General features: G+C 70.7%; 25 protein-coding genes and 1 pseudogene. 8 read left to right on the top strand and 18 right to left on the bottom strand.

Annotation, left to right across the window (positions count from 1 at the left end):
- Position 1 precedes the first annotated feature (1 nt).
- A complete protein-coding gene (locus tag ACFSKW_RS22605; protein ID WP_379574313.1) occupies positions 2 to 949 on the top strand; it encodes a DUF2332 domain-containing protein in 948 nt (315 codons plus the stop codon).
- On the opposite strand, the gene ACFSKW_RS22600 is transcribed toward ACFSKW_RS22605, so the two are convergent.
- From ACFSKW_RS22600 to ACFSKW_RS22560, 9 genes are read right to left on the bottom strand one after another with little or no spacing between them, the layout of a single operon-like run.
- Positions 933 to 1,334: an HIT family protein gene (locus ACFSKW_RS22600; protein WP_379574312.1), complete on the bottom strand. Its 402-nt coding sequence runs from the start codon at positions 1,332 to 1,334 to the stop codon at positions 933 to 935. The two genes, ACFSKW_RS22605 and ACFSKW_RS22600, sit on opposite strands and share 17 nt — an antisense overlap.
- Positions 1,331 to 2,479, bottom strand: a complete 1,149-nt coding sequence (locus tag ACFSKW_RS22595; protein ID WP_379574311.1) for an acyl-CoA dehydrogenase family protein — start codon at positions 2,477 to 2,479, stop codon at positions 1,331 to 1,333. The genes ACFSKW_RS22600 and ACFSKW_RS22595 overlap by 4 nt, the downstream gene beginning before the upstream one ends.
- On the bottom strand, positions 2,479 to 2,991 hold the full coding sequence (locus ACFSKW_RS22590) for a MaoC family dehydratase (RefSeq protein WP_379574309.1): 513 nt from the start codon (positions 2,989 to 2,991) through the stop codon (positions 2,479 to 2,481). Before ACFSKW_RS22590 ends, ACFSKW_RS22595 begins: the two co-directional genes overlap by 1 nt.
- A gap of 15 nt (positions 2,992 to 3,006) precedes the next feature.
- On the bottom strand, positions 3,007 to 3,720 hold the full coding sequence (locus ACFSKW_RS22585; RefSeq protein ID WP_379574308.1) for a DUF1838 family protein: 714 nt from the start codon (positions 3,718 to 3,720) through the stop codon (positions 3,007 to 3,009).
- A gap of 10 nt (positions 3,721 to 3,730) precedes the next feature.
- Positions 3,731 to 4,063, bottom strand: a complete 333-nt coding sequence (locus ACFSKW_RS22580; RefSeq protein WP_379574307.1) for a hypothetical protein — start codon at positions 4,061 to 4,063, stop codon at positions 3,731 to 3,733.
- 43 nt (positions 4,064 to 4,106) lie between these two features.
- Positions 4,107 to 4,703, bottom strand: coding sequence for a hypothetical protein (locus ACFSKW_RS22575; protein WP_379574306.1), 597 nt, complete (start codon positions 4,701 to 4,703; stop codon positions 4,107 to 4,109).
- Positions 4,700 to 4,918 carry a phage holin family protein gene (locus tag ACFSKW_RS22570; protein ID WP_379574571.1) on the bottom strand — a complete coding sequence of 73 codons (219 nt, stop codon included), beginning with the start codon at positions 4,916 to 4,918 and terminating at the stop codon, positions 4,700 to 4,702. Before ACFSKW_RS22570 ends, ACFSKW_RS22575 begins: the two co-directional genes overlap by 4 nt.
- Positions 4,919 to 4,954: 36 nt before the next feature.
- A complete protein-coding gene (locus ACFSKW_RS22565) occupies positions 4,955 to 5,101 on the bottom strand; it encodes a hypothetical protein (RefSeq protein WP_379574305.1) in 147 nt (48 codons plus the stop codon).
- Positions 5,098 to 5,835, bottom strand: coding sequence for a class I SAM-dependent methyltransferase (locus tag ACFSKW_RS22560; protein ID WP_379574304.1), 738 nt, complete (start codon positions 5,833 to 5,835; stop codon positions 5,098 to 5,100). Before ACFSKW_RS22560 ends, ACFSKW_RS22565 begins: the two co-directional genes overlap by 4 nt.
- A 108-nt stretch (positions 5,836 to 5,943) precedes the next feature.
- Between ACFSKW_RS22560 and ACFSKW_RS22555 the strand changes: the two genes are divergently transcribed.
- From ACFSKW_RS22555 to ACFSKW_RS22535, 5 genes are read left to right on the top strand one after another with little or no spacing between them, the layout of a single operon-like run.
- Positions 5,944 to 6,669 carry a sugar phosphate nucleotidyltransferase gene (locus tag ACFSKW_RS22555; protein ID WP_379574303.1) on the top strand — a complete coding sequence of 242 codons (726 nt, stop codon included), beginning with the start codon at positions 5,944 to 5,946 and terminating at the stop codon, positions 6,667 to 6,669.
- The gene (locus tag ACFSKW_RS22550) at positions 6,666 to 7,526 is read left to right on the top strand and encodes an NAD-dependent epimerase/dehydratase family protein (protein WP_379574302.1); all 861 of its coding nucleotides are present in this window, start codon (positions 6,666 to 6,668) and stop codon (positions 7,524 to 7,526) included. Before ACFSKW_RS22555 ends, ACFSKW_RS22550 begins: the two co-directional genes overlap by 4 nt.
- Entirely contained in the window at positions 7,523 to 8,416 is an 894-nt protein-coding gene (locus tag ACFSKW_RS22545; protein ID WP_379574301.1) for an endo alpha-1,4 polygalactosaminidase, read from the top strand. The genes ACFSKW_RS22550 and ACFSKW_RS22545 overlap by 4 nt, the downstream gene beginning before the upstream one ends.
- A gap of 2 nt (positions 8,417 to 8,418) precedes the next feature.
- Positions 8,419 to 9,666, top strand: coding sequence for a nucleotide sugar dehydrogenase (locus ACFSKW_RS22540; protein WP_379574300.1), 1,248 nt, complete (start codon positions 8,419 to 8,421; stop codon positions 9,664 to 9,666).
- Positions 9,663 to 10,610: an NAD-dependent epimerase/dehydratase family protein gene (locus ACFSKW_RS22535; protein WP_379574299.1), complete on the top strand. Its 948-nt coding sequence runs from the start codon at positions 9,663 to 9,665 to the stop codon at positions 10,608 to 10,610. Before ACFSKW_RS22540 ends, ACFSKW_RS22535 begins: the two co-directional genes overlap by 4 nt.
- Here the strand turns inward: ACFSKW_RS22535 and ACFSKW_RS22530 are convergent.
- From ACFSKW_RS22530 to ACFSKW_RS22490, 9 genes and pseudogenes are all read right to left on the bottom strand, one after another.
- Positions 10,590 to 11,528 (bottom strand): diacylglycerol/lipid kinase family protein, encoded by a 939-nt coding sequence (locus ACFSKW_RS22530; RefSeq protein ID WP_379574298.1) that lies wholly within the window; start codon positions 11,526 to 11,528, stop codon positions 10,590 to 10,592. The genes ACFSKW_RS22535 and ACFSKW_RS22530 overlap by 21 nt on opposite strands.
- 48 nt (positions 11,529 to 11,576) lie before the next feature.
- The gene (locus ACFSKW_RS22525) at positions 11,577 to 14,261 is read right to left on the bottom strand and encodes an immune inhibitor A domain-containing protein (protein WP_379574297.1); all 2,685 of its coding nucleotides are present in this window, start codon (positions 14,259 to 14,261) and stop codon (positions 11,577 to 11,579) included.
- A gap of 111 nt (positions 14,262 to 14,372) precedes the next feature.
- A complete protein-coding gene (gene frdD, locus ACFSKW_RS22520) occupies positions 14,373 to 14,714 on the bottom strand; it encodes a fumarate reductase subunit FrdD (RefSeq protein WP_379574296.1) in 342 nt (113 codons plus the stop codon).
- Positions 14,711 to 15,091: a hypothetical protein gene (locus ACFSKW_RS22515; RefSeq protein ID WP_379574295.1), complete on the bottom strand. Its 381-nt coding sequence runs from the start codon at positions 15,089 to 15,091 to the stop codon at positions 14,711 to 14,713. Before ACFSKW_RS22515 ends, frdD begins: the two co-directional genes overlap by 4 nt.
- Positions 15,088 to 15,870, bottom strand: coding sequence for a succinate dehydrogenase iron-sulfur subunit (sdhB, locus tag ACFSKW_RS22510; RefSeq protein ID WP_379574294.1), 783 nt, complete (start codon positions 15,868 to 15,870; stop codon positions 15,088 to 15,090). Before sdhB ends, ACFSKW_RS22515 begins: the two co-directional genes overlap by 4 nt.
- A gap of 39 nt (positions 15,871 to 15,909) precedes the next feature.
- Positions 15,910 to 17,646: a fumarate reductase (quinol) flavoprotein subunit gene (frdA, locus tag ACFSKW_RS22505; RefSeq protein WP_379574293.1), complete on the bottom strand. Its 1,737-nt coding sequence runs from the start codon at positions 17,644 to 17,646 to the stop codon at positions 15,910 to 15,912.
- A gap of 3 nt (positions 17,647 to 17,649) precedes the next feature.
- Positions 17,650 to 17,883 (bottom strand): hypothetical protein, encoded by a 234-nt coding sequence (locus ACFSKW_RS22500; protein WP_379574292.1) that lies wholly within the window; start codon positions 17,881 to 17,883, stop codon positions 17,650 to 17,652.
- Between the two features lie 91 nt (positions 17,884 to 17,974).
- Entirely contained in the window at positions 17,975 to 19,711 is a 1,737-nt protein-coding gene (ctaD, locus tag ACFSKW_RS22495) for an aa3-type cytochrome oxidase subunit I (RefSeq protein WP_379574569.1), read from the bottom strand.
- Between the two features lie 116 nt (positions 19,712 to 19,827).
- Positions 19,828 to 21,466: pseudogene (locus tag ACFSKW_RS22490) on the bottom strand (IlvD/Edd family dehydratase).
- 103 nt (positions 21,467 to 21,569) lie between these two features.
- On the opposite strand from ACFSKW_RS22490, the gene ACFSKW_RS22485 reads away from it, so the two are divergent.
- Entirely contained in the window at positions 21,570 to 22,349 is a 780-nt protein-coding gene (locus tag ACFSKW_RS22485; protein ID WP_379574291.1) for an IclR family transcriptional regulator, read from the top strand.
- The gene (locus tag ACFSKW_RS22480; protein ID WP_379574290.1) at positions 22,346 to 23,179 is read left to right on the top strand and encodes an SMP-30/gluconolactonase/LRE family protein; all 834 of its coding nucleotides are present in this window, start codon (positions 22,346 to 22,348) and stop codon (positions 23,177 to 23,179) included. Before ACFSKW_RS22485 ends, ACFSKW_RS22480 begins: the two co-directional genes overlap by 4 nt.
- Positions 23,180 to 23,204: the final 25 nt, after the last annotated feature.

Below are 23,204 nucleotides of genomic sequence, written 5' to 3'. Positions count from 1 at the left end.
TGTGGACGATCTCGCGCGTCGCTACGAGCTGTTCGGGCGGGTGGAGGCGACCGGCTACCGGCCGTTGACCGAGGGGATCGCCGCAGATCCCGCTCTCCTGAAGTCGCTCGCCACCCTGCCGCCCGCCAAGCAGCAGCCCAATCTGCTGTTCGCCGCCGTCCGCTACCTGGGCGGCCCCACCACCTCCTATCCCGAGTTCTCCGCGTTCGTCAGGCGGAGCTGGCCCGCGGTGCGCGCGACCATGATGGCGCGCTCCACGCAGACCAACGAGGCCGCCAGGTGCGCGGCGTTGCTGCCCGCGCTCGGTCTGCTCGAAGGCCCGCTGGCGCTGATCGAGGTGGGCGCCTCGGCCGGGCTCTGCCTGTTTCCCGACCGGTACGGCTACCGCTACACCCGGCCGGACGGGGCCGAGCACGTGGTGGGGCCACGCGAGGGCGCCTTCAGGTGCGAGGTCACCGGCCCCGCGCCGCTGCCGGACAGGGTGCCCGGGGTGGTGTGGCGGGCCGGCGTCGACCTCAACCCGCTGAGCGTGCGCGACCCCGACGCGGTGGCCTGGCTGAAGGCGCTGGTCTGGCCGTGGCAGCCCGAACGGCTGGCGAATCTGGAGCGCGCGCTCGCCGTCGCGCGGCGGGAGCCGCCCCGTCTGGTGCGCGGCGACCTCAACGACACGGTCGAGGAGCTCGTGGCGGCGGCGCCGGAGGAGGCCACGGTCGTCGTCTTCCACACCGCGGTCATGCCGTACCTGAGCGAGGCCGAGCGGGAGCGCTTCGCGGCGACCGTGCGCGGGCTGCCGTGCCGCTGGCTGGCCAACGAGGGGCCCGCGCGGATCCCGTGGGCGCGCCCGCCGTACCCGCCGCCGGCCGACCGCTACGTGATGGCGCTGGTCATGGACGACAGGCCACTGGCCTACGCCGGCCCGCACGGGCAGTCGCTCAGCTGGTTCGCCTGATGGCGGCGGCGTAGGACTCGGCCTCCTCGTCGGAGTCGTACCTGACGCGCGGCCAGAAGAAGCCGCGCAGCCCGTCCTTCCTGTTGCGCGGCACGATGTGGACGTGCAGGTGCGGGACGCTCTGGCTGACACGGTTGTTCACCGCCACGAACGTGCCCGCCGCCTCCAGTCCCTTCTCGACCGCGCCCGCCAGGTGCTGGACACGCTCGAAGAAGGGCCCCACGTCGGGCAGGTCGGTCAGCGTCTCCACGTGCTCGCGCGGCACGACCAGCAGGTGCCCCTTGAAGACGGGCCTGGCGTCGAGGAAGGAGACCGCCACCTCGTCGGAGGTGACGACGAAGGCGTCCCGCTCCCCCGCGACGATCTCGCAGAACAGACAGCTCACCAGCCGACCCTAACCGCTCCCTTCAGCAGCTCCCTCGCGATCACCATGCGCTGCACGTCGTTGGTGCCCTCGCCGATGGCCATCAGCGGCGCGTCGCGGTAGAGGCGCTCGAGGACGAACTCCTGCGAGTAGCCGTACCCGCCGTGCACCCGCATGGCCTCCATCGTCACCCGCAGCGCCACCTCGGAGGCGAAGTACTTGGCCATGGCGGCCTCCGCCTTGGCCGATCGGGAGGCGGCCCAGTAGGTCATCAGCCTGGCCGCCTGGATGTCGGTGGCCATGTCGGCGAGCTTGAGCTGGATGGCCTGGAAGTCGCCGATCGGCCTGCCGAACGCCTCGCGCTGCCTGGCGTAGGCGAGAGCGGCGTCGAAGGCGCACTGCGCGACACCGACCGCGCGGGCGGCGATGTTCACCCTGCCGAGCTCCAGCGCGGACAGGGCCTGCTGCATGCCGCGCCCCTCGACGCCGCCGAGCAGCCTGTCCTTGTGCACGCGCACGTCCTGCAGCGTGATCTCGCAGGTCTCGGTCCCCTTGTAGCCGAGCTTGGGCAGGTCACGGCTGACGGTGTAGCCGGGCGTGTCCGCCTCGACCAGCAGCATCGACATGCCCTTGTGCGCGGGCGTCTCCACCGACGTCTTCACCAGGACGGGCATCGGGTCGGCGTGGCGGGCGTTGGTGATCCACGTCTTCGCCCCGTTGATCACGTAGTGGTCGCCGTCACGGACCGCGCGGGTCGTGATCCCCTGCAGGTCGGTGCCCGCTGCGGGCTCGGTCAACGCGATCCCGGTACGGCGGGCGCCGCTGGCCAGGCCGGGCAGGTAGCGGTCCTTCTGCTCGGGCGTGCCGTACCGGTCGATCATCCACGCGGACAGCGAGTGGGAGCCGAGCACGCCCGCCACACCCATCCAGCCGCGCGCGATCTCCTCGAAGACCAGCGCGTAGGAGACGCGGTCGAGCTCGAGCCCCCCGTAGCGGGCGGGGATCGTCATGCCGAACAGGCCGAGCTCCTTGAATCGCTCGACGATCTCCGCCGGGTAGCGCCCTGAACGCTCCCATTCGGCGGCGACGGGCACGATCTCCTTGTCGACGAACTCTCGCAGGGTGGCGCGGAACAGCTGCTGGTCCTCGTCGAGTTCGAAGTCCATCACATCGGTCCGTTCTTCGCGGTCGGGAAGTAGCCCTTGTCGTGCGGCGCGTCCCGCTTGTAGACCATGACGGTCCGCCGCCATGACATGATCTCGTCGCCGTCCTGGTTGAGGCCGCGGGTCGCGCAGGTGACGATGCCCGCGTAGGGGCGCGACTTCGACTCGCGCTTGTCCAGCACCTTCGACTCGGCGTAGAGCGTGTCGCCGATGAAGACGGGGTGGGTGAGCCTGATCTCGTCCCACCCGAGATTCATCATGGCGGTCTGGCTGACGTCGATCACCGACAGGCCGAGCACGATCGCCACGGACAGGCCGGAGTTCACGATGATCTTCCCGGCCGGGGCGCCCGCGGCGAAGTGCGCGTTGAAGTGGTTCTGGTTGGTGTTCATCGTCAGGAGCGTGAACCAGGTGTTGTCCGCCTCACTGATCGTGCGGCCGAGCGGATGCTGGTAGACGTCGCCGACGACGAAGTCCTCGTAGTACCGGCCCAGGCCGGGTTGGTGCACCGTCACCTGGGCAATCTATGATTAGAACTTTCTTCGGTCAACGAACGTCGTCCAGCTCGACTGGTTGGGCGCGCTCCACTCGGTGGGCGCGCTCATCGGCCCGAAGAAGGCCTCCAGGTTGCCGGGCACCTCGCCGACCTTGGCGCCCCTGCAGTGGTAGACCAGCGCGCCGGGCCGCTGGGCCATCTCCATCCACGGCAGCCACGGCGAGACCCTGCACCACGACAGCGTGCTCGGCACCGAGGACGCCTCGCCTTCCAGGTCGGCGGCGGGGGCGAAGAACTGGAACAGCTCCATCGCCCGGTAGGTGTCGCTGAAGGAGTTGTCGGGGTAGTCGGCCACCTTCAGCGGCGAGGGATAGGCCAGCAGGATGTCGGTGTTGAACACGACCGTGCCGCCCAGTCTGGTGGTCGGCACGGTGAAGCCGCGCAGCCGCTGGTTGACGGGGTCGTTGTAGACGTGCTGGACGTCCACGGCCCGGCCGGTGAACGGGTTGTCCCACGTGTCGAGGGGGTCGCGCGAGGCGGGGTCGAGGTAGGCGGCCGCCTCCCTGGTCAGCAGCTCCCAGCCGCCGTCGCCCTCCACCGCCCGTGCCACGTTGACGCCCTCGAAGCCGAACAGGTGACGTGGTCCGTCATCGGGGAGGTAGGCGTAGACGTCGCCGGTCCACCAGGTCACCGTCTCCGCCCCGTCGGCGCTGGCCCGCACCCGCATGAACTCTCGGAGATCGCTCATGCGCGGCACCCTACTGCACGGTGATCTCGAAGATCACCTCTCCCCTGCCGGTGATTTCCACGCGCGTGCTGCCGGGGTGCTTGGCGTTGAAGACGAAGTAGGAGTGGCCGTCGGCGTGCTCCTCGCTGATGAAGGAGGCCACCTTGGCGTCGGGCACGCCCTTGAGGTCCCACTCACCGTCGGTGAGCGAGAGCGAGAACCGCTGTCCCTTGGTCACCAGGACCTCGGTGGTCGCGCCGGGCCCGCGTTCGACGATCTTGCCGAGGTCGCTGACCGCGCCACCGCCCGCGCACCCGGCCATGCCGGCTGCCAGGATCGCGGCCATCACCGCGCGACGCATCATTGCGGCAGCGTATCGGGCTCGTTCGCCTCCCCCTGAACCGGTCCTACCTCCGGCCGCGCCTCAGCAGCCTGCGGGCGACGAGCAGCGCGAGCGCGCCGGCGGCCGCGATCATCAGGCGCGGCCTGCGCTTGGCCTCGGCGCTGACCTTGCCGGCGGCGTCCCTGACCTGGTCGGGCACCTTGTCGGCGACGGCGGCGACCTTGTCCTTCGCCGCGCCCGCCATCCCGCTCGCCCTGCCCTTGACGTCGGCCTTGTTGACCATGGCTTCGACGGTGCCGCCCCGTTCCCTGCGCGTCTCGGTCATGTCCTTACCCATGTCGTCCTCCGCCCCGCCTGCCGTCCGGCTGCCCGTGCCCCCGGGACGGCCGGCGCCTGTCGTCCTCGTGTCCTGCTCGTCGCGCTCTTTCCTCGCCCGCGCGGCCGCCTCCGCCTCGGCCTTCTCATCGGGGATGGGAGGCTCGGGCACGAATTCCTCGTGCGGCGTGCGCGCCTCGGCGGCCGCCTCCGCGTTCTCGGCGGCGCCCGCCCTGGTCGGCGGGACGTTGATGGATTCGTGGTCGGTGGGGGTGCCCACCGTGGCCCGGCGCGCGCCCACGTCGCCCGCGTGCGCCTCGCTGAAGCCCGGATCGGTCTCGGTCATCGTCGTGCCCTCTCTTCCACCACGTCGATGTCGGTCTTGGCGCTCTCGATCTCCGCTTCGGGAATCGGGGGCGTCGCGTGATTGACCCGGTTTCTACCGATAAGACCAAGAATGGCGGCAAGCATGAGCAAAGCTCCGGCCACGATTGCGGCCGAGCTCCGACTGTCCGCGTAGTCGGCGGGCTCCAACCGGGCCGGTCGCGTCTGGCACCGCATGACCATGACGACTACCCGCACCGCGCGGGGGAAACCTCAGCGCTTGGCGGCCTTCAGCAGCGCGCCGAGAACGCCGAGCACCGGGGACTTCGGCACCTCGCACCAGGGGGCGGCAGGCGCGGGACGCTCGCACCACGGCTGGGGCGGGCGCGGCGTTTCGCACCATGAGCCGGGACGTTTCATGCTTCCTGTCTACCACCGATGAGATGTGTCAGCGCGGCCACTCCTCTGTAGGGGTCGGTACGGCCCGCGAGCTCCTCGCAGTCGATCAGCTCGTCGAGGTCGCCGGGCGGACAGGCCACGGCGGAGTCGGCGTCGGTGAAGACGCGCACGCCGTACCAGTGGGTGACCTCCAGGCCGCGCGCGGCGAGGGCGGCGGTGAGGTCGGCGCGGCGGTCGGCCCTCGCGCGCACGCCCAGCCTGTTGGTGTAGCCGTCGGCGGTGAAGGCCTCGCGGGCCGCGCGCCAGTCGCCCGCCAGGCCCGGACGCATGGCCAGCGCGTCGCCGTTGCGCACCAGCAGTGACAGGAATCCGCCCGGCCTGACCAGGCGCGCCAGGTCGGTGAGCAGCGGCCCGGGGTCGTCGAGGTACATCAGCACGCCGTGGCAGAGCACCACGTCGAACGACGCGGGCTCGAACAGCGACGGCAGAGCGTCCAGGTCGGCGTGCACGGCCCTGATCCGCCCCTCCGGCAGCAGGTCGAGCAGGTCCCGCGAGGCGTCGACGCCGGTGACGTCGTGGCCCCGTCCGGCCAGGCGCAGCGCCTGCGTGCCCTGGCCGCAGCCCGCGTCGAGCACGGCGGCGCGCCCGGCGGGCAGGTGCCGTTCGAGCTGCCTGGTCACCAGTTCCTGGCGCACGACGTTGCGCAGGTTACCGAGATTGTCGCGCCATCTGTCCTCGGCGCCCTTGAACCCCACAGCCACCGACCCTAGCCCCAGCGAGAAACCACAGAGGAACCGAAGTGAAACTCGGCGCCACGACACTCGGTGCATCGCACGCCGATCCCACCGCTGAAAGGGATGTTCATGCACGTCGTCATATTGGCGGGCGGCAAGGGGGTGCGGCTGCGGCCGTACACCTCCGCGCTGCCCAAGCCGCTGGTGCCGATCGGAGAGGAGTACGCGATCCTCGACATCATCCTGCGCCAGCTCGCCGCGCAGGGGTTCACCAGCGTCACGCTGGCCGTCGGCCACCTGTCACCGCTGATCAGGGCCTTCGTCGGGGACGGCGCCAGGTGGGATCTCGCCGTCGACTACACCGAGGAGATCACGCCGCTGTCGACGATCGGACCGCTGTTCTCGATCAGGGATCGGCTGCCCGAGCACTTCCTCGTCATGAACGGCGACGTCCTGACCACGCTCAACTACGCCGACCTGCTGCGCCGGCACACCGACTCGGCGGCGCCGCTGACGGTGGCCACGGCCCCGCGCGTCGTCAAGATCGACTTCGGGGTGCTCGAGGCCGCGGGCGGGCACATCACGGGTTTCAGGGAGAAACCGCTGCTCAGCTACCTGGTCAGCATGGGTGTCTACGCCCTGTCGCGGGGCTGCATCGAGGATTACCCGGAAGGGATGTCCTTCGGATTCGACGAGCTGGTGCTCGACCTGCTGGCGCACCGGCGCCCGCCCGCGGTCTTCGAGTTCGACGGCTACTGGCTCGACATCGGCAGGCCCGACGACTACGACGAGGCCAACGCCCGCTTCGAGGAGATCAGGCCGCTGCTGCTGCCGGAGCGGGAGCGGGCGCGGTGAGGGTGCTGCTGCTGGGCGCGTCGGGGTTCCTCGGCCGCCAGGTGCGCGCCCAGCTGGAGCGCGACCCCAGGGTCGGGGAGGTGGTCTGCGCGGGCAGGTCGCGGCTCGACCTGCTGACCGCCGACGTGCAGGCCGTCGCGGAGCTGCTCTCGTCCGTACGGCCCGGCGCGGTGCTCAGCTGCGTGGGCCGGATGGCGGGCGGGCCCGACGAGCTGCTGCGCGGTAACGCCGGCGTGGTGGCGATGCTCGTGGAGGCGATGGGCGCGGTGACGCCCTCGGCCCGGCTGGTACGGCTCGGCTCGGCGGCCGAGTACGGCCCCACGCCGTACGGCCGGTCCGTTCACGAGGACGACGAGGCACGGCCGGTCACCGCCTACGGCGTGAGCCACCTGGCGGGAACGGGCCTGATCACCTCGGGGGCGGTGGACGGCGTGTCACTGCGCGTCTTCAACCCGGTCGGACCCGGCCTCTCGCAGGCGAACGTCCTGGGACGGGCCGCGGCTCTGCTGCGCGAGGCGAAGGACGACATCACGCTCGGGCCGCTGGACGCGCTGCGCGACTTCGTGGACGTGCGCGACGTCGCGCGAGCCGTGGTGGCCGCGACGTTCGCGGACCTCGGAGAGGAGCGGGTGTTCAACGTGGGGTCGGGGCAGGCGGTGACCGTGCGCGAGGCCGTGGGGCTGCTGGCCCGCGCGATGGGCTACACCGGCGGCATCCACGAGGTCGCGGGCGGGTCCGACAGGTCGGGGGCGGCGACTTGGAGCCGGGCCGACATCACGCGCGCCGAGAAGGTGCTCGACTGGCGTCCCGTCCACGGCCTGGCCGAGTCCGTCGCGGCCATGGCGGAGGAGGGGTGAGGCGGCTTGCCGCGACGTTCCTCCTGCTGCTGGTGACGACCGGCTGCGCGCCCGCCTCGGGCGCGCAGGGGCTGCTCAGGGTCTCCTCGTTCGCCTACGTGCTGACCGGCTATCCCGGCGGCAGGCTGGACACGGTCGCCGCGGCCCCGCACGACCTGGCCATCGTCGACCTGTCGCGCGACGCCACCGTTCCCGGATACTTCACCGCCGCCGAGATCGCCGCGGTGCGAGAGAGCGGGAAGAAGGTGCTGGCCTACTTCGAGATCGGCTCGGTGGAGGAGTTCAGGTCGGAGTACGCGGGCCTGCCCGCGGAGCTGAAGCTGAACGTGTGGCCGGACTGGCCGGACGAGCATTTCGTCAGATATTGGGATCCGCGGTGGTGGGAGCGGGTCATCAGGCCGCGAGTCGACCAGGCGGTGAAGGCCGGCTTCGACGGGGTCTACCTCGACACGCCCCTGGCGTACGAGGAGATCGACCTGGCACGCGTGCCCGGCGAGACCCGCCACAGCCTCGGCAGGAAGATGACCGACCTGATCGTCCAGATCAGCTCCTACGCCAAGGCCGCCAAGCCCGGCTTCCTCATCGTGCCGCAGAACTCGCCCGAGCTGCGGCACCACAGCGGCTACACCGGTGCCATCGACGGCATCGGCATGGAGGAGCTGTTCTTCAGGGCGACGGACCAGGCGTGCGCCGCGGACTGGTGCGCGGAGAACCTCGCCGAGGCCGCCGCGCTGCGCGCCAGGGGCAAGGCCGTCCTGGCCACCGACTACGCCACCACCCCCGCGAACCGCCGTACCGCCTGCGCGGCCTATCGCAGGCACGGATTCGCGGGCGACGTCACCACGGTCGCACTGGACCTGGTGAGTTCCCCCTGCGAAGGAAAGGAGTGACGATGCCGAAGACCGTCGGCGTTGTCGGCATGGGATACGTGGGCCTGACGCTCACCGCGGCGTTGGCCCGCAAGGGTTTCGTCGTCCACGGCGTGGACGCCAACCCCGCCGTCGTCGAGGCCCTGTCCCACGGCCGCGTCCACGTGTTCGAGCCGGGCGTGCAGGAGATCTTCGCCGAGCAGCTCGGCACCCGGGTCCGCATCGGCTCGGCGTTGCCTGACGAGCCACTGGACGCGGTCATCCTGTGCGTCTCCACGCCCGTCGACCTCGGCACGGGCACGCCGCGTCTGGACAACCTGGCCGCCGCGGCGCAGGCGTGCGGGGAGCAGACCCTCGTGGTCGTGCGCTCCACGGTCCCGATCGGCACGAGCCGCGCCGTCGTGCTCCCCCGGCTGCGTCCCGGCACCCATCTGGTGATGGCACCCGAGCGGACCATCCAGGGGCAGGCGCTGCGCGAGCTCGTCGAGCTGCCCCAGGTGATCGGCGGGCTCGACCAGGCGGCCCTCGACGCGGGCATCGAGCTGTTCGAGGGCCTGGCCGACCAGATCGTCCCCGTCTCCAGCCTCGAAGCGGCCGAGATGGTCAAACTCGCCAACAACTGCCACACCGACCTCATCTACGCCTACGGCAACGAGCTCGCCCTCGTCGCCGAGCAGCACCGGCTCGACCCGCTGGAGGTCATCCGCGCGGCCAACCTCGACTATCCCCGCCCCGACCTGGCCAAGCCCGGCTACGTGGGCGGCGGCTGTCTCACCAAGGACCCCTACCTCATGCAGGCGAGCGCCACGACGTCCCTGGTCGGCCATGCGCGCGCGCTCAACGAGCGGCTGCCGTCCCACGTCGCCGAGCGTCTGGTCGCCATGATCCAGGAGGTCTTCGGCGAGACCGACGGCGTCACGCTGTCGGTGCTGGGGTGGGCCTACAAGGGCTGGCCCGCCACCGACGACATGCGCGGGACCCCCGTCGAGGACATGATGCCGATCTTCGACCGGGCCGGGCTGACCGTCCTCGGCCACGATCCGCTGGTCGCCGACGAGGTCATCGCCCGGTACGGCGGGCGGCCCGTCAGCCTCGACAAGGCCTTCGCCGAGGCCGACGCCATGCTGATCATCAACGACCACCCGGACTACCGGGGCATGGAGATCGGCGACACCCCTCTCAGAGTGCTGTTCGACTCCTGGCGCATTCTCGACGAGGACCGGCTCACCGGCCGCGGCATCCGCTACGCGGGGATCGGATACGCGCGATGAGAACCCTTCTGCTCGGCGGCGCCGGCTTCATCGGACTCCACCTCGCCAGGCGCCTGCTGGCCGACGGCCACGCCGTCACCATCGTGGACGACTTCTCCAGGGGCAGGCGCGACGCGGACCTGGAGGGGATGGCGCTGGACGTCCGCCACGCCGACCTCACCGACCCCCGGTCCTACTTGGAGCTGGAGCACGGCTGGGACCAGATCTACATGCTGGCCGCCGTCGTGGGCGTCCGCAACGTCGAGCGGGACCCCTCGCGGGTGCTGCGGGTCAACACCCTGGCGCTGATGCACCTGCTGGGCTGGATCGAACGGGACGCGCCGCTGTTCTTCGCCTCCACCAGCGAGGCGTACGCTGGCGGCGTCACCGCGGGCCTCGTCCCCGTGCCGACGCCGGAGAGCGTCCCGCTGGTGATCCAGGACGTGGCGTCGCCGCGCTTCTCCTACGCGATCAGCAAGCTGCACGGCGAGGCGGCGGTGCTGCACGGCGCGCACGCCGTCGTCGGCCGCTTCCACAACGTGTACGGCCCCAGGATGGGCACCGCCCACGTGATCCCGGAGCTCTCGCTGCGGGCCATGCGCGGAGAGAACCCGTTCACGCTGTACGGCGGCGAGCAGAGCCGCGCCTTCTGCTACGTCGACGACGCGGTCGAGGCGATGGTGCGGCTGATGGCGACCCCCGAGGCGTTCGGGCGGATCGTGCACATCGGCGACGACACGGAGGAGACCAACATCGCCGACCTGGCCAAGCTGGTTCTCCGCGTCGCGGGCGAGGACCCGCTCATCGACCCGGTTCCCGCTCCGGCCGGCTCGGTCGCCCGCCGCTGCCCCGACATCTCCCTGCTGCGGCGGCTGACGGGGTTCGAGCCCAGGATCGGCCTGGAGGAGGGCGTCCGGCGCACCTTCGACTGGTACAGGCAGGCCTCAGCTGTCCTGGAAGTCTGACGGCACCATCACCCGCACCCCGTTGGGCACCACGCGGAGCCTGATCGGGGTGCGCAGCCGTACCTCTCCGTCGACGTCGGCCGCCATCGGCGGGTCGGTCTCCAGGAGCATCTCGCGGCCCATCACGAACGGCCCGCCGGCGAGGCTGCGCCACCTGCCCGTGGTGGCGCGGGCCAGGGTCTCGCCGAGCAGCCGCAGTTTCTTGCCGGAGCCGAGCTGGTAGGCCACCAGCATGCCGTTGTCGATGCTGATGTCGCGGGCGACCTGCCAGCCGCCGTGGAAGCGCCCGTTGGCGATGTTGAGCTGGTCGGTGAGCAGCTCGTGGCGCTGGCCGTCGACGGTGAGGACGGCGCGGAAGGGCTTGTGCCCCGGAAGGATCGTCAGGGCGGTCAGCGGGTAGGCGGGCCGGCCGAGGATGCGCTTGAGCCACGGCTTGACCGTGTTCGCGACCTCCACCGACACGCCGAAGCTGGCCAGGTTGGCGAACGGCCTGTCCTCGGCCATGCCCAGGTCGATGTCGGCGACCTTGCCCGTGTCGAACACGCGGATGGCGCCTGCCAGGTCGAGGGGCAGGCCGAGGCTGCGGGCGAAGTTGTTGGTGGTGCCGAGCGGCAGCACGCCCAGGGCCACGTCGCGGTGGGCGACGTGGCGCACGGCCGACGAGAGCGTGCCGTCGCCCCCGCCGACGACGAGCAGGTCCGGCTTGGTCTCCAGCGCCCTGTCCAGGTGGGCGCGCAGCCGTTTGGGGTTGACGACGGAGTACTCCGCCAGGGGCTCGAAGCCCAAGGCGTGGATCTGGTCCAGCACCTCGAAGTAGTGGCGGCGGCCACGGCGGGAACGCGTGTTGATCACCACGGCGATCCTGCGGTCCCTGCGGATGGCCTCGGTGTGCTCGGCCTTGCTGCGGAGCTCGGTCATGGATGACATGGTAGGGCCGCCGGGGCCTTCACCTCGGCGGCCGGGTGATCACTTCTTGGGCGGGGTGACCCGGACGATCGCGCCCAGGTTGCCGGGAAGCGCGGTGACAAGGGCGAATCGGACGCCGAACGCGCGCTCGCCCGGGTCGCCGGTGCCGAGGACGTGGCCGCCGGCGATCTCGGTGCCGTACAGCTCGGTGGCGGGGCCGCCGTCGGCGTCGACGACCCTGGTCGAGTAGGCGCCCTTGGCGGGGATGACGGCGGAGGCGTCGAAGTCGCGGTAGTCGAGCGAGCCTTCGACCAGGTCGAGGCCCGGATACCAGGTCCTGGCGTCGGTGAAGGCGGGCACACCCTTCTGCGCGGGATAGGAGGCGCAGTGTTCGGTGAACGGCTCGCCTTCGACGCACTCCCTGAACGGGTAGGTCCTGGCCGAGGAGAAGGCGGCGTTGGACGACTGGACGCGGCCGTCGAGGTTCTTGCGCACCCTCGGGTCGGCCGCGGCCGCCTTCCCCGTACGGCGCAGCGGCTCGTAGTGCGAGTCGACGAGCAGCAGCCCGCCCTTCACGCCGAGGCTCGGCCCGTCGAACAGGGTCGGGGCGAGCACGTTGTTGGCGTAGGTGGAGTCGCGCAGCCATATCAGCAGGCCGGGGGCGTTGTACTTCACCCGCTCGACCTTCCACGCGCCGTCGCGCAGGTAGCTGGTGTCGTAGGCGTGGGCCAGGCCCCGGTCGAAGCCGTCGAGGTTGCGCCATTCGGCCAGGTAGAAGCGCGAGATCCGGCGGGAGCCCGTGCTGACCGTCCAGCCCTGGCCGGCGGTGTTGGTGAAGGTGCCGCCGGTGGCGACCCATCCGTCCGCGCCCCGTTCCACGCCGTCGCTCCAGACGGTGACCGAGCCGCTGGTGAGGGCGAGGTCGTCGGCGAACCAGCCGCGCGCGGTGGTGCCCGCGTCGGTGTTGTAGGCGAGCCTCAGCCTGATCGTTTCGCCGGCGAACGGGCTGAGATCGACGTAGTCGCGCCGCCAGCCGTTGGTCGTGCCGGTGAGGCCGTAGCGCTTGCCGCCGTAGCCGTGCAGGGCCTTGTTGGGGTCCGTGTAGTCGTCGGGCGTACTGACCTCGCCGCCCGAAGCGGTGAACACCTTCTGCTGGGCCCAGCTCGCGCCGCCGTCGGTGGAGACCTCGACGAAGCCGTAGTCGTAGTCGGCCTCGATGTCGAAGTTGTTCCACATCCACAAGCGGGGCTCGGCTCCCGCGGGAACCTCGAGTTGCCTGGTGAGCTTGACGTCGGCCCACTCCTGGTCCATGCCCGACCACCACATCCGCCCGCCGCCGTGCGGGTCGAGCATCTTCAGCGGTTCACTCGGCAGGTCGACCCTGACCCCGTCCGCGGTCAGCCGCGGCGTACGCGAGGACTGCCCGATGGTGAGCAGGCGGCTGCCGTCGCCGGGGCCGAGGATCTCGGGGTCGGCCCAGCCGAGCACCCACTTGGCCCACAGGCCCATGTGCGACGGCATGGCCTGGTAGAGCGGGCCCGCGTGCGAGCCGGCCGCCATGAGGTCCCAGAAGTCGACGGCCGAGCTCGCCGCGCCGCTGGTGTCGTAGAGGTCGGGCAGGCCGAGGTCGTGTCCGTACTCGTGGGCGAACACGCCGACGCCCGCGTCCTCCGGCTGCACGATGTAGTTGGAGACCTTGAGGTTCGTGCCGGGAACGGGGTGGCCGCCCGCGACGGCGCCGGAGTGCGCCCATAACGCGTAGGCGCCCTGCGCGCCGCCGTCCGCCGACTTGTCCTTGCCCGCGTGCACGAGCACGAGATGGTCGATCACGCCGTCGGGCTCGTCGAAGTCGCCGTCGCGGTCGGCGTCGCCGAGGTCCTCGATGTCGTAGTCGGACCACCTGAAGCGGGGCTGGGCGGCGGCCAGCGCGTTCACGGCGTCGACGGGCAGCTGCGCGTGACCGCGCGGGTTGCCCGGGTGCCCGGACATGTCCTGGTACGGCTTGCCGCAGGCGGCCGCGCCGTACCAGGCCTCGGAGTGCGGCACCGTGATCCATCCGGCGGCGGCGCCGGTGACGGAGTAGGCGCCCTTGGACATCTCCTCGTACATGTTGCGCATCGTCAGCCCCGACAGGTCCACGCCGCGGGCGGTGACGCCCTGCTTGGAGTAGAGGAGCCGGTTGTAGTGGGCGGGGCTGAAGTCGGGCACCCAGAAACTGAAGTCGTCCCTGCGGGGCAGGGTCGCGGGGTCGGGGATACGGTTGTGGCGAGGACCGTTCGCCTTCGTGCCCGGCGGCTCCTTGACGCAGTCGTCGGGCGCGCTTCTCGGCCCCGCGAGCCGTTCGAACCCGGCGAAGTCGTCGTCGGCCCGGTCGTTGAACTCGACCAGGATCGTCAGCAGCCTGGCGGTCTTCGTCGTGCGGGACTTCTTGAACAGCAGGTCGGCGGGGTTGCGGCCGGTTCTGACGGCCTGGTTCTCCCTGGCGGCCAGGACTCGGGCGGTGACCGGGTTGCCGCTGCTGAACTTCCTGTCGTGCTCGCGGGCGGGGATCCTCGCGCGGGCGTTCCTGCCGGGAGCGGGCGGGTCGGGGGGTGTGAAGCCCTCGGCGGGCTGGACGTAGTTGATGTAGGAGTCGCCGGGGGCGGGCTCGTAGCGGGCGGCGCCGACGGCCTGGCCCGGCGGCGGGCCGCCGGTGAGCAGAGCGAGCGCGGGCAGCACCGCTAAGAGGCGCTTCGTGCTGTGCACTACATTCCCTCTCTTCCCGGGATCTACCGGGCGAATGGCCACAGAGGTTCTGCAGTGCGGACGTTAAGCGCCTAACTGGAGATCGTTCCGAATGTCGCGGAAAGCGGTATGTCAGAAGAGCAGGAGGACGGCGACCACCACTCCGGCGATCGCGGCCCCGTAGCACAGGACCGCGATGATCGGGTCGAGCCTGGCGATGCCGAGGACCTCCTCGCTGGTGAACCTGATCCGGTGGGCGGCGTGGAACAGGCACAGCAGGACCACCGCGACCAGCGCCAGCCGTACAGCCAGGGGGTCGAGCAGCGCGGCGAGCTCGGCCTGCGCGGGCCAGTCGAGCACGCCGAGGGGCATGAGCACCCCGAACAGCAGCACCAGCACGGGCAGCAGCAGCGCGGCGACCACACCTCCTGCGCTGAACAGCAGCCACAGGTAGGGCTCGGGCGTGCGTCTCATCGCAGCACCACCCACGCCAGGACGGCGGAGACCAGCAGCCACGCGGTGTGGTTGCCGCCCTGGATCATGAAGTCGGGCACCCGCCAGCCGTCCAGCCTGACGACGGTCGCCTTCGGGGCCAGGTTGAGGAAGGTGACCGCGTGGAAGGTGGTGGCCGCCAGCGCCAGCACGTTGAGCGCGATCATCCACGGGCGTGCGGCCAGGACGGCGAACTCCTGGAGGGTGCCGCCGGTCACGGCCGCGATGAGCAGCAGCAGGTAGGCGATCGTCCAGGCGACGAAGACGCTGGTCAGCTCCCTGGCCACGAAGACCGCGTAGGCCCGCGAGCGCAGGAACCACACCCTGTCGCGGGGCGGCCGATAGGCTCCGGCGGTCATCTCCTGCTCCACGGCAGGACCGACCGCATGGCCGCGGTGACCTTGTAGCGCTGGATCGCCTCGGCGGGGTCGACGTGCTTGGGGCAGACACTGGTGCACTCGCCCACGAACGTGCAGCCCCACACCCCCTCGTCGCTGTTGAGCAGGTCGAGCCGGTCGCCCTGGTCGCGTGAGTCGAGGTTGTAGCGCTGGGCGAGCGCGATCGCGGCCGGGCCGAGGAAGTCGGGGTTGAGCACGTAGACGGGGCAGGCCGAGTAGCACAGCAGGCAGTTGATGCACATCGAGTACTGCTTGTAGGCCTCGAGCTGCTCGGGCGTCTGGGCGTACTCCGCCGTCAGCGGCAGCTCTTCGCCCTCCCTGATCAGCCACGGCCGCACGTGGGAGAGCTTGGCCAGGAAGTCGTCGATCTCCACGACGAGGTCGCGGATGACGGGGAAGCCCTTGAGCGGCTCGATCCTGACCGGCCCCCTGCCGAACTCGGACAGGAAGGTACCGCAGGTCAGTCTGGGCTTGCCGTTGACGTTCATGCCGCAGGACCCGCACACGCCCATCCGGCACGACCACCGGAACGACAGCGTGCCGTCCAGCTGGTCCTTGACGTAGTTGAGCCCGTCGAGGATCGCCCAGTCCTCACTCATCGGCACGTCGAAGGACTCGAAGACCGGCTCGGTGTCCTGCTCGGGGCGGTAGCGACTGATCTCCAGCCTGATCGTCTCCGTGCCGTGCCCGTCGGCCGCCGCCTTCCTCCGCGCCGCCCGCTCGCTCTCCTTGGTGCTCATCGGCCTCCCATCCGCATCGCCGCTTCCACCGCCCGCTTCTCAGTCACGGCCGTACACCCTCTCGCCGGGGGGCCACCGGGTGAGGGTGACGGGCAGCAGGCCCACCGAGGGGACACCGGACGGGGCGCGGTGGACCAGCGAGTGGGCCAGGAACCCCGCGTCGTCGCGGGCCGGGAAGTCGAGCCGCTGGTGCGCGCCCCTGGACTCGGTCCTGTTCAGCGCGCACGCCACGACGGTCTCCGCGACGTCCAGCATCGCGTGCAGCTCGATCAGCGAGATCAGCTCGGTGTTGAACGTCGCGCTGTGGTCGTCCACCCGCGCGTCCACCGCGCGCTCCCGCAGCGACGCCAGCGTCTCCACGGCCTTGGCGAGCGGGTCGCCTGTCCGGTAGATGCCCGCCGCCCCCTCCAGCGTCTGCTGCATCTCCTCGCGCAGGTCCGCGATCCTCGGCCCGGTACCGCGGCCGTCGTCGAGCACGCGCCGCAGCCGTCGCCGCTCGTCCTCCCCCTGGCTGCGCACGGCGGATGCCTGCCCGCCCTGGTGCGACCTGGCGAACCCCGCGGCCGCCGCGCCCGCTCGCGCGCCGAAGACGAGGATCTCGGGCAGCGAGTTGGAGCCGAGCCTGTTGGCCCCGTTGATGCTCACGCACGCCGTCTCTCCCGCGGCGTACAGACCCGCGATCGGGGTCGCGCCGTCGAGGTCGGTGTGGACGCCGCCCATCATGTAGTGCACGACGGGCCTGACCGGGATCAGATCGGTGGCCGGGTCGAGGTTCTGGTAGCTCCTGCACAGCTCCCTGACGAACGGGATCCGCATGTCGATCTTCGCCTCGCCGAGGTGGCGCAGGTCGAGGTAGACGACGGGCCCGTAGGGGGTCTCGACCGTGCGGCCCTTGTTCTGCTCGGCGACGAAGGCCTGCGACAGGCGGTCGCGGGGGCCGAGCTCCATGCTGCGCAGTTTGGGCGTGTCCGTGGGCTGACCGAGGTCGTAGTCCTGCAGGTAGCGGTAGCCGTCCTTGTTGATCAGCCAGCCGCCCTCCGCGCGGGCCGCCTCCGTGATGAGGATGCCGGTGAACGGCAGTCCCGTCGGGTGGTACTGGACGAACTCCATGTCCTTCAGCGGCGCGCCGGCCCGGTAGGCCAGGGACATGCCGTCGCCCGTCTTGATCGCCGCGTTGGTGGTGAAGGGGAAGACGCGCCCGCAGCCGCCGGTGGCCAGGATGACGGTCCTCGCCGCGATGGCCTCGACCCTGCCCGTCCTGATCTCGATGGCGACGACGCCGTGGACACGCCCGTCGTCGACGATGAGCTGGGTGACGTACCACTCGTCGTACCGGATGATCTCCTGATACTTCAGCGTGGTCTGGAACAGGGTGTGGAGCAGGTGGAAGCCGGTCTTGTCGGCGGCGTACCAGGTACGCATGCGTTTCATGCCGCCGAACGGCCTGACGGCGACCCGCCCGTCGCTCTCCCTGCTCCACGGGCAGCCCCAGTGCTCCAGGCGGATCAGCTCGCGCGGCGCCTCGGCGACGAACGCCTCCACCGCGTCCTGGTCGCACAGCCAGTCGCCGCCCGAGATCGTGTCGTAGGCGTGCTCGTCGAGGGTGTCGCCGATCCCGATGACCGCCGCGGCGCCGCCTTCGGCCGAGACCGTGTGGCTGCGCATGGGATAGACCTTCGACACGACCGCCACCGTCAGCGAGGGGTCGGTCTCCGCGACCGCGATCGCCGCCCGCAGGCCCGCCCCTCCGCCCCCGACAATGAGCACGTCGATCATGTCTCAGCTCCCGTGGTCGGGCTGGTCCTGTTCCCTGACGCGTTTGCCGTCGTGGCGCACGGCGCTCAGGTGGATGCTGCCGTCGTGGTACTCGTGGCGGATCCTGCGGCACCCGCAGTCGAAGTACTGGTCTCTGATCAGCAGCCCGTAGCCGTCGTCGTCGACCAGCCGCTCACCGCCGGACGTCCTGCCGCAGGGCGCGGTCTCCGGGCTGAAGGGAGTACGTGAACCTGTCATCGCCGATCTCCCTAGATTGGCGAAACGTCGCTTTCCACGTAAGCACCGGGCCGGGGTTTGGGAAAGCCCCGATCTGGTGCGGCGTGGTACCTCATGTCTGGGCGCCGGGCCCGCCTTCCCTCGGCGCCTCGTGGCCCTCCTCTGCGTGTGCCCGGTCTGCCGGGATGTGGTCCTTCTCGAGCCGTGCGGGCTCCGGCTCGTCGACCAGGCCGGCCTGCACGGCGAGGCGCGGGTAGTGCAGGTCGAAGGCCGGCCGCTCGGAGCGGATCTGCGGGATGCGGACGAAATTGTGGCGGGGCGGAGGGCAGGAGGTCGCCCATTCGAGAGAACCGCCGTAGCCCCACGGGTCGTCGACCGTCACCTTGGGCGCCGTGCGCGCCGTCTTCCAGATGTTGTAGAGGAACGGCAGCGTGGACAACCCGAGCAGGAACGCGCCCACCGACGAGATGAGGTTCAGGGTGGTGAAGCCGTCGGCGGGGCTGTAGTCGGCGTAGCGCCGGGGGAAGCCCACCATGCCGAGCCAGTGCTGGATCAGGAACGTGGTGTGGAAGCCGACGAACAGCGACCAGAAGTGCACCTTGCCGAGCCGGTCGTCGAGCATCCGCCCGGTCATCTTCGGCCACCAGAAGTAGAACCCCGAGAACATCGCGAACACGACCGTGCCGAACACCACGTAGTGGAAGTGCGCGACGACGAAGTAGGTGTCGCTGATGTGGAAGTCCAGCGCCGGGGAGGCCAGGATGACCCCGGTCAGCCCGCCGAGCAGGAACGTCAGGAGGAAGCCGACGGCGAACAGCATGGGCGTCTCGAAGCTCAGGTGCCCCCGCCACATGGTGCCGATCCAGTTGAAGAACTTGACGCCGGTGGGCACGGCGATGAGGAAGGTCATGAACGAGAAGAACGGCAGCAGCACCTGGCCGGTCGGGAACATGTGGTGGGCCCACACCGTCATCGACAGCCCGGCGATGGTGATCGTGGCCCCGACCAGGCCGATGTAGCCGAAGATGGGCTTGCGGCTGAAGACGGGGATGACCTCGGTGATGATGCCGAAGAACGGCAGCGCGATGATGTAGACCTCGGGGTGGCCGAAGAACCAGAACAGGTGCTGCCACAGCAGCGCCCCGCCCGTCGCCGGGTCGAAGACGTGGGTGCCGAGCTTGCGGTCGGACTCCAGCACCAGCAGCGCGGCGGCCAGCACGGGGAAGGCCATCAGCACGAGCATGCTGGTCAGCAGCGTGTTCCAGGTGAACAGCGGCATCCTGAACATCGTCATGCCGGGGGCGCGCATGCCGATGATCGTGCTGATGAAGTTGACCGAACCGAGGATGGTGCCGAGCCCCGACAGCGCCAGTCCCATGATCCACAGGTCGCCGCCGACGCTCGGCGAGTACGTCCCGGCCGACAGCGGCGTGTAGGCGAACCAGCCGAAGTCGGCCGCGCCGCCGGGGGTGACGAATCCGGCGAGCACGATGATGCCGCCGAACAGGAACAGCCAGTACGCCACCGCGTTCAGCCGGGGGAAGGCGACGTCGGGGGCGCCGATCTGGAGCGGCATGATGACGTTGGCGAACCCGGCGAACAGCGGGGTGGCGAAGAGCAGCAGCATGATCGTGCCGTGCATGGTGAACAGGGCGTTGTACTGCTGCTGGGTCACGAACTCCATGCCGGGCTGGGCGAGCTCGGCTCGGATGATCATGGCCATCACGCCCGCGATGAGGAAGAAGACGAACGAGGTGATCAGGTACAGGTAGCCGATGACCTTGTGGTCGGTCGTCGACAGCCACGAGACGATGACGGTTCCCGTGCGGCGACGTCTGACCTGCTGCATCGAGGTCTCGCGAACGGTCGTCACGGCTGCTCCCCTCCACGCGGAGTGTTGCCCCGATCACTCCATTTCACGCCAATGGCCGCCGTACCGGAAGCCGTCCGCGCGGATTTCTCCCCTCAGTGGGATTCCCTGCCGGCCTCGTGGCCGCTCGATCCCACCAGGAAGTCGAGGTCGGCGCCCTGATCGGCCTGCATGACGTGGTCGATGTACAGCCGCTGCCATCCCCGCTCGGGGGCCGCGAACCCCGTGGTCACAGGCTCCCTGGCGGCCAGTTCCCGCTGCGGGATGTCGATGTCGAGCCGCCTGGAGGGCACGTCGAGCACGATCGGGTCGCCCGTGCGCACGAGCGACAGCGGCCCGCCGACCGCCGCCTCGGGCGCGGTGTGCAGGACGACGGTGCCGTAGGCGGTGCCGCTCATCCGGGCGTCGCTGATGCGCACCATGTCCCGCACTCCCTTGGCCAGCAGCTTCGCGGGCAGCGGCAGGTTGCCGACCTCGGGCATGCCGGGGTAGCCGCGTGGCCCGCAGCCGCGCAGGATCAGCACGCTGGTCTCGTCGACGTCGAGGTCGGGTGAGTCGAGCCGCTCGCGCAGGTCCTCGACGCTGTCGAAGACGACCGCCCTGCCCCTGTGCGTGAGCAGTTCGGGCGAGGCGGCGGCGGGCTTGATGACCGCGCCGCGCGGCGCCAGGTTGCCGCGCAGGACGGCGATCCCCGCGTCCTCCAGCAGCGGCGACGAGCGACGCCTGATGACCGTCTCATCCCAGATCTCCGCCTCGTCCAGGTACGAGGTGAGCGGCCGTCCCGTGACCGTCGGCGCCGAGGGGTCCAGCAGGTCGCTCACCTCCTTGAGCAGCGCGAGCAGTCCTCCCGCCCTGAACAGGTCGTCCATCAGATGCCGTCCTGCGGGCTGCAGGTCGGCCAGGAGCGGCACCCCTGCCCCGATCCTGTCGAAGTCGTCCAGCGTGAGGTCGACGCCGAGCCGTCCGGCGACGGCCAGCAGGTGCACGACGGCGTTGGTCGAGCCGCCGATCGCGGCCAGGGCGACGATCGCGTTGTGGAAGGCGGCGCGGGTGAGCACCTGGGCCGGCGTCCTGTCCTCGGCGACCATGGCGACCGCGAGGCGGCCCGTCTCGTGGGCCCGTTCCAGGAGCCTGCTGTCGGCCGCCGGCGTGCCCGCCGTACCGGGAACGGTCATGCCGAGCGCCTCGGCCACGCACGCCATCGTGGAGGCGGTGCCCATCGTGTTGCAGTGGCCCTTGCTGCGGATCATCGCCGATTCCGACCGCAGGAACGCCTCCTGGGAGAGCGTGCCCGCCCGCACCTCCTCGCTGAGCCGCCACACGTCGGTCCCGCAGCCGAGGGGTCGGCCGCGGAAGTGACCGGTCAGCATCGGCCCGCCCGGCACGACGACGGCGGGCAGGCCGACGGAGGCGGCGGCCATCAGCAGCGAGGGGATGGTCTTGTCGCAGCCGCCGAGCAGGACCACGCCGTCGATGGGGTTGGCGCAGCATCTCCTCGGTGGCCATGGCGGCCAGGTTGCGCCAGAGCATCGCGGTCGGCCTGAGGTTCGTCTCGCCGAGTGACATGACCGGCAGGTTGAGCGGGACGCCGCCCGCCTCCCACACGCCCTGCTTGACGCTGGTGGCGATCTCGTCGAGATGGACGTTGCACGGGGTGAGGTCGGAGGCGGTGTTGGCGATCGCGATGTGCGGCCTGCCACCCTCGAATGCCTCGTGGGGCAGGCCGCGGCGCATCCAGGCGCGGTGGATGTAGGCGTTTCGGTGGGTTCCCTCGTACCAGTGCGAGCTACGCATGCGCTTCTTCCATTAACCGGAACACTGATCTAACATTCGGAACGTGATCGACCCTAACCCCGAAACGCCGCGAGGAGAAGACCGGCTCGTCGGTTCCGACAGGGTGCTCGTGGTGCTGCGGGTGCTGGCCGAACGGCCCGAGGGCATCGGCCTGGAGGAGATGGCCAAGGCCGTCGACAGCCCCAAGCCCACCGTGCACAGGGCCCTGGCCGCCCTGCGCCGCGCCGGGTTCGCCGTGCAGGACGGCAGGGGCCGCTACCTGCTGGGCGACGAGTTCCTCCGGCTGGCCTTCACCCACCACGAGGCCAGGCCCGACCACGTCAGGATCCGCCCCGCGCTGGAACGGCTGGCGGGCCGGTTCGGCGAGACCGCGCACTACGCGGTGCTCGACGGGCGCGAGGTGGTCTACCGGGCCAAGGTCGATCCCCCCTCGGGGCCGGTGCGCCTCACCTCCACGGTCGGCGGCCGCAACCCCGCCCACAGCACCGGTGTCGGCAAGCTGCTTCTGGCCTGGACGCTGCCCGACGACGCGGCCGTGGCCACGTGGGCGAGGCAGGGCCCGCTGGAGCGCCGCACCCCGAGGACCAAGGTCGCCGCCGAGGAGCTGTGCGCGGAGCTGGCGGCGGTGCGCGAGCAGGGCTGCGCCGTCGACGACCAGGAGAACGAGGAAGGGGTCAACTGCGTGGCCGTCCCCGTCTTCCTGACCTCCGCCACCACGCCGAGCGGCGCGGTCAGCGTGAGCGCGCTGGCCTACCGGACGCCCCTGTCCTCCCTGGTGGAGGCGCTTCCCGAAATCCACGCCATCGTGAAGGAGCTGCGATGATCGCCGACTCGCTGTCCACCGAGACCTACGAGCTGGCCGAAGGGCCCTTGTGGGACCCCGTGGCCGAGCGGCTGCTCTGGGTCGACATCCCGACCGGCCGGATCATGGAGGGCTTACTCAGGGACGGCGATCTGCGGGTCGTCAGGACCCACACCCTGCCGGGCACCGTGGGCGCGGTCGCGCCCGCCGCCGACGGCTCCCTCCTGGTCGCGGCGCAGTACGGCTTCGCGACGATCGGCGAGCGGACCACGATGGGGCCGAGGGTGCTGCCCGAGGGGACGGTGAGCAGGCTCAACGACGGCCGGTGCGATCCGGCGGGGCGCTTCCTCGCCGGCAGCCTGGCCAAGGACGAGAGGCAGGGCCAGGAGAAGCTCTACCGGCTGGAGCTGGACGGCACGGTGAGCGTGCTGGCCGAAGGGCTGACCATCTCCAACGGGCTCGGCTGGTCGCCCGACGGGCGGACGCTGTACCACGTGGACAGCATCCCCGGGGTGGTGTGGGCGCAGCCGTACGACGTGGAGACCGGGCGGGTCGGGCCGCGCACGGTGATCCTCCAGGTGAGCGACGGGCTGCCGGACGGCCTGGCCGTGGACGTGGAGGGGAACCTCTGGATCGCGATCTGGGGCGCAGGGGAGGTGCGCCGCCACACGCCCGGCGGGCGGCTGCTCGACACCGTGAAGGTCGCCTCGCCGAAGACCTCGAGCGCCGCCTTCGTCGGCTCGACGCTCGTCATCACGACCGCGGGAGGCGGGCTGTTCGCCGCCGACGCCGGCGTCACGGGCCTGCCCGCCACCCCGTGGAACGGCCCCACCGACCTCCGGACCCCCTGAGCAGCGGCCGGAAGACCACCCGCTG

It is taken from the genome of Nonomuraea mangrovi (assembly GCF_042681425.1).
Classification (GTDB): Bacteria; Actinomycetota; Actinomycetes; order Streptosporangiales; family Streptosporangiaceae; genus Nonomuraea; species Nonomuraea mangrovi.
Note: the sequence above shows the minus strand (reverse complement) of the source record. Positions and strands in the feature narration are given on the sequence as shown.

Excerpts from the sequence above, each read along its gene's own strand:
- ACFSKW_RS22595 (WP_379574311.1), bottom strand. The coding sequence starts at position 2,479 with ATGGACTTCGAACTCGACGAGGACCAGCAGCTGTTCCGCGCCACCCTG.
- ACFSKW_RS22585 (WP_379574308.1), bottom strand. The coding sequence starts at position 3,720 with ATGAGCGATCTCCGAGAGTTCATGCGGGTGCGGGCCAGCGCCGACGGG.
- ACFSKW_RS22580 (WP_379574307.1), bottom strand. The coding sequence starts at position 4,063 with ATGATGCGTCGCGCGGTGATGGCCGCGATCCTGGCAGCCGGCATGGCC.
- ACFSKW_RS22575 (WP_379574306.1), bottom strand. The coding sequence starts at position 4,703 with ATGACCGAGACCGATCCGGGCTTCAGCGAGGCGCACGCGGGCGACGTG.
- ACFSKW_RS22570 (WP_379574571.1), bottom strand. The coding sequence starts at position 4,918 with ATGCGGTGCCAGACGCGACCGGCCCGGTTGGAGCCCGCCGACTACGCG.
- ACFSKW_RS22565 (WP_379574305.1), bottom strand. The coding sequence starts at position 5,101 with ATGAAACGTCCCGGCTCATGGTGCGAAACGCCGCGCCCGCCCCAGCCG.
- ACFSKW_RS22555 (WP_379574303.1), top strand. The coding sequence starts at position 5,944 with ATGCACGTCGTCATATTGGCGGGCGGCAAGGGGGTGCGGCTGCGGCCG.
- ACFSKW_RS22540 (WP_379574300.1), top strand. The coding sequence starts at position 8,419 with ATGCCGAAGACCGTCGGCGTTGTCGGCATGGGATACGTGGGCCTGACG.
- ACFSKW_RS22535 (WP_379574299.1), top strand. The coding sequence starts at position 9,663 with ATGAGAACCCTTCTGCTCGGCGGCGCCGGCTTCATCGGACTCCACCTC.
- ACFSKW_RS22530 (WP_379574298.1), bottom strand. The coding sequence starts at position 11,528 with ATGACCGAGCTCCGCAGCAAGGCCGAGCACACCGAGGCCATCCGCAGG.
- frdD (WP_379574296.1), bottom strand. The coding sequence starts at position 14,714 with ATGAGACGCACGCCCGAGCCCTACCTGTGGCTGCTGTTCAGCGCAGGA.
- ACFSKW_RS22515 (WP_379574295.1), bottom strand. The coding sequence starts at position 15,091 with ATGACCGCCGGAGCCTATCGGCCGCCCCGCGACAGGGTGTGGTTCCTG.
- sdhB (WP_379574294.1), bottom strand. The coding sequence starts at position 15,870 with ATGAGCACCAAGGAGAGCGAGCGGGCGGCGCGGAGGAAGGCGGCGGCC.
- frdA (WP_379574293.1), bottom strand. The coding sequence starts at position 17,646 with ATGATCGACGTGCTCATTGTCGGGGGCGGAGGGGCGGGCCTGCGGGCG.
- ACFSKW_RS22500 (WP_379574292.1), bottom strand. The coding sequence starts at position 17,883 with ATGACAGGTTCACGTACTCCCTTCAGCCCGGAGACCGCGCCCTGCGGC.
- ctaD (WP_379574569.1), bottom strand. The coding sequence starts at position 19,711 with ATGCAGCAGGTCAGACGTCGCCGCACGGGAACCGTCATCGTCTCGTGG.
- ACFSKW_RS22480 (WP_379574290.1), top strand. The coding sequence starts at position 22,346 with ATGATCGCCGACTCGCTGTCCACCGAGACCTACGAGCTGGCCGAAGGG.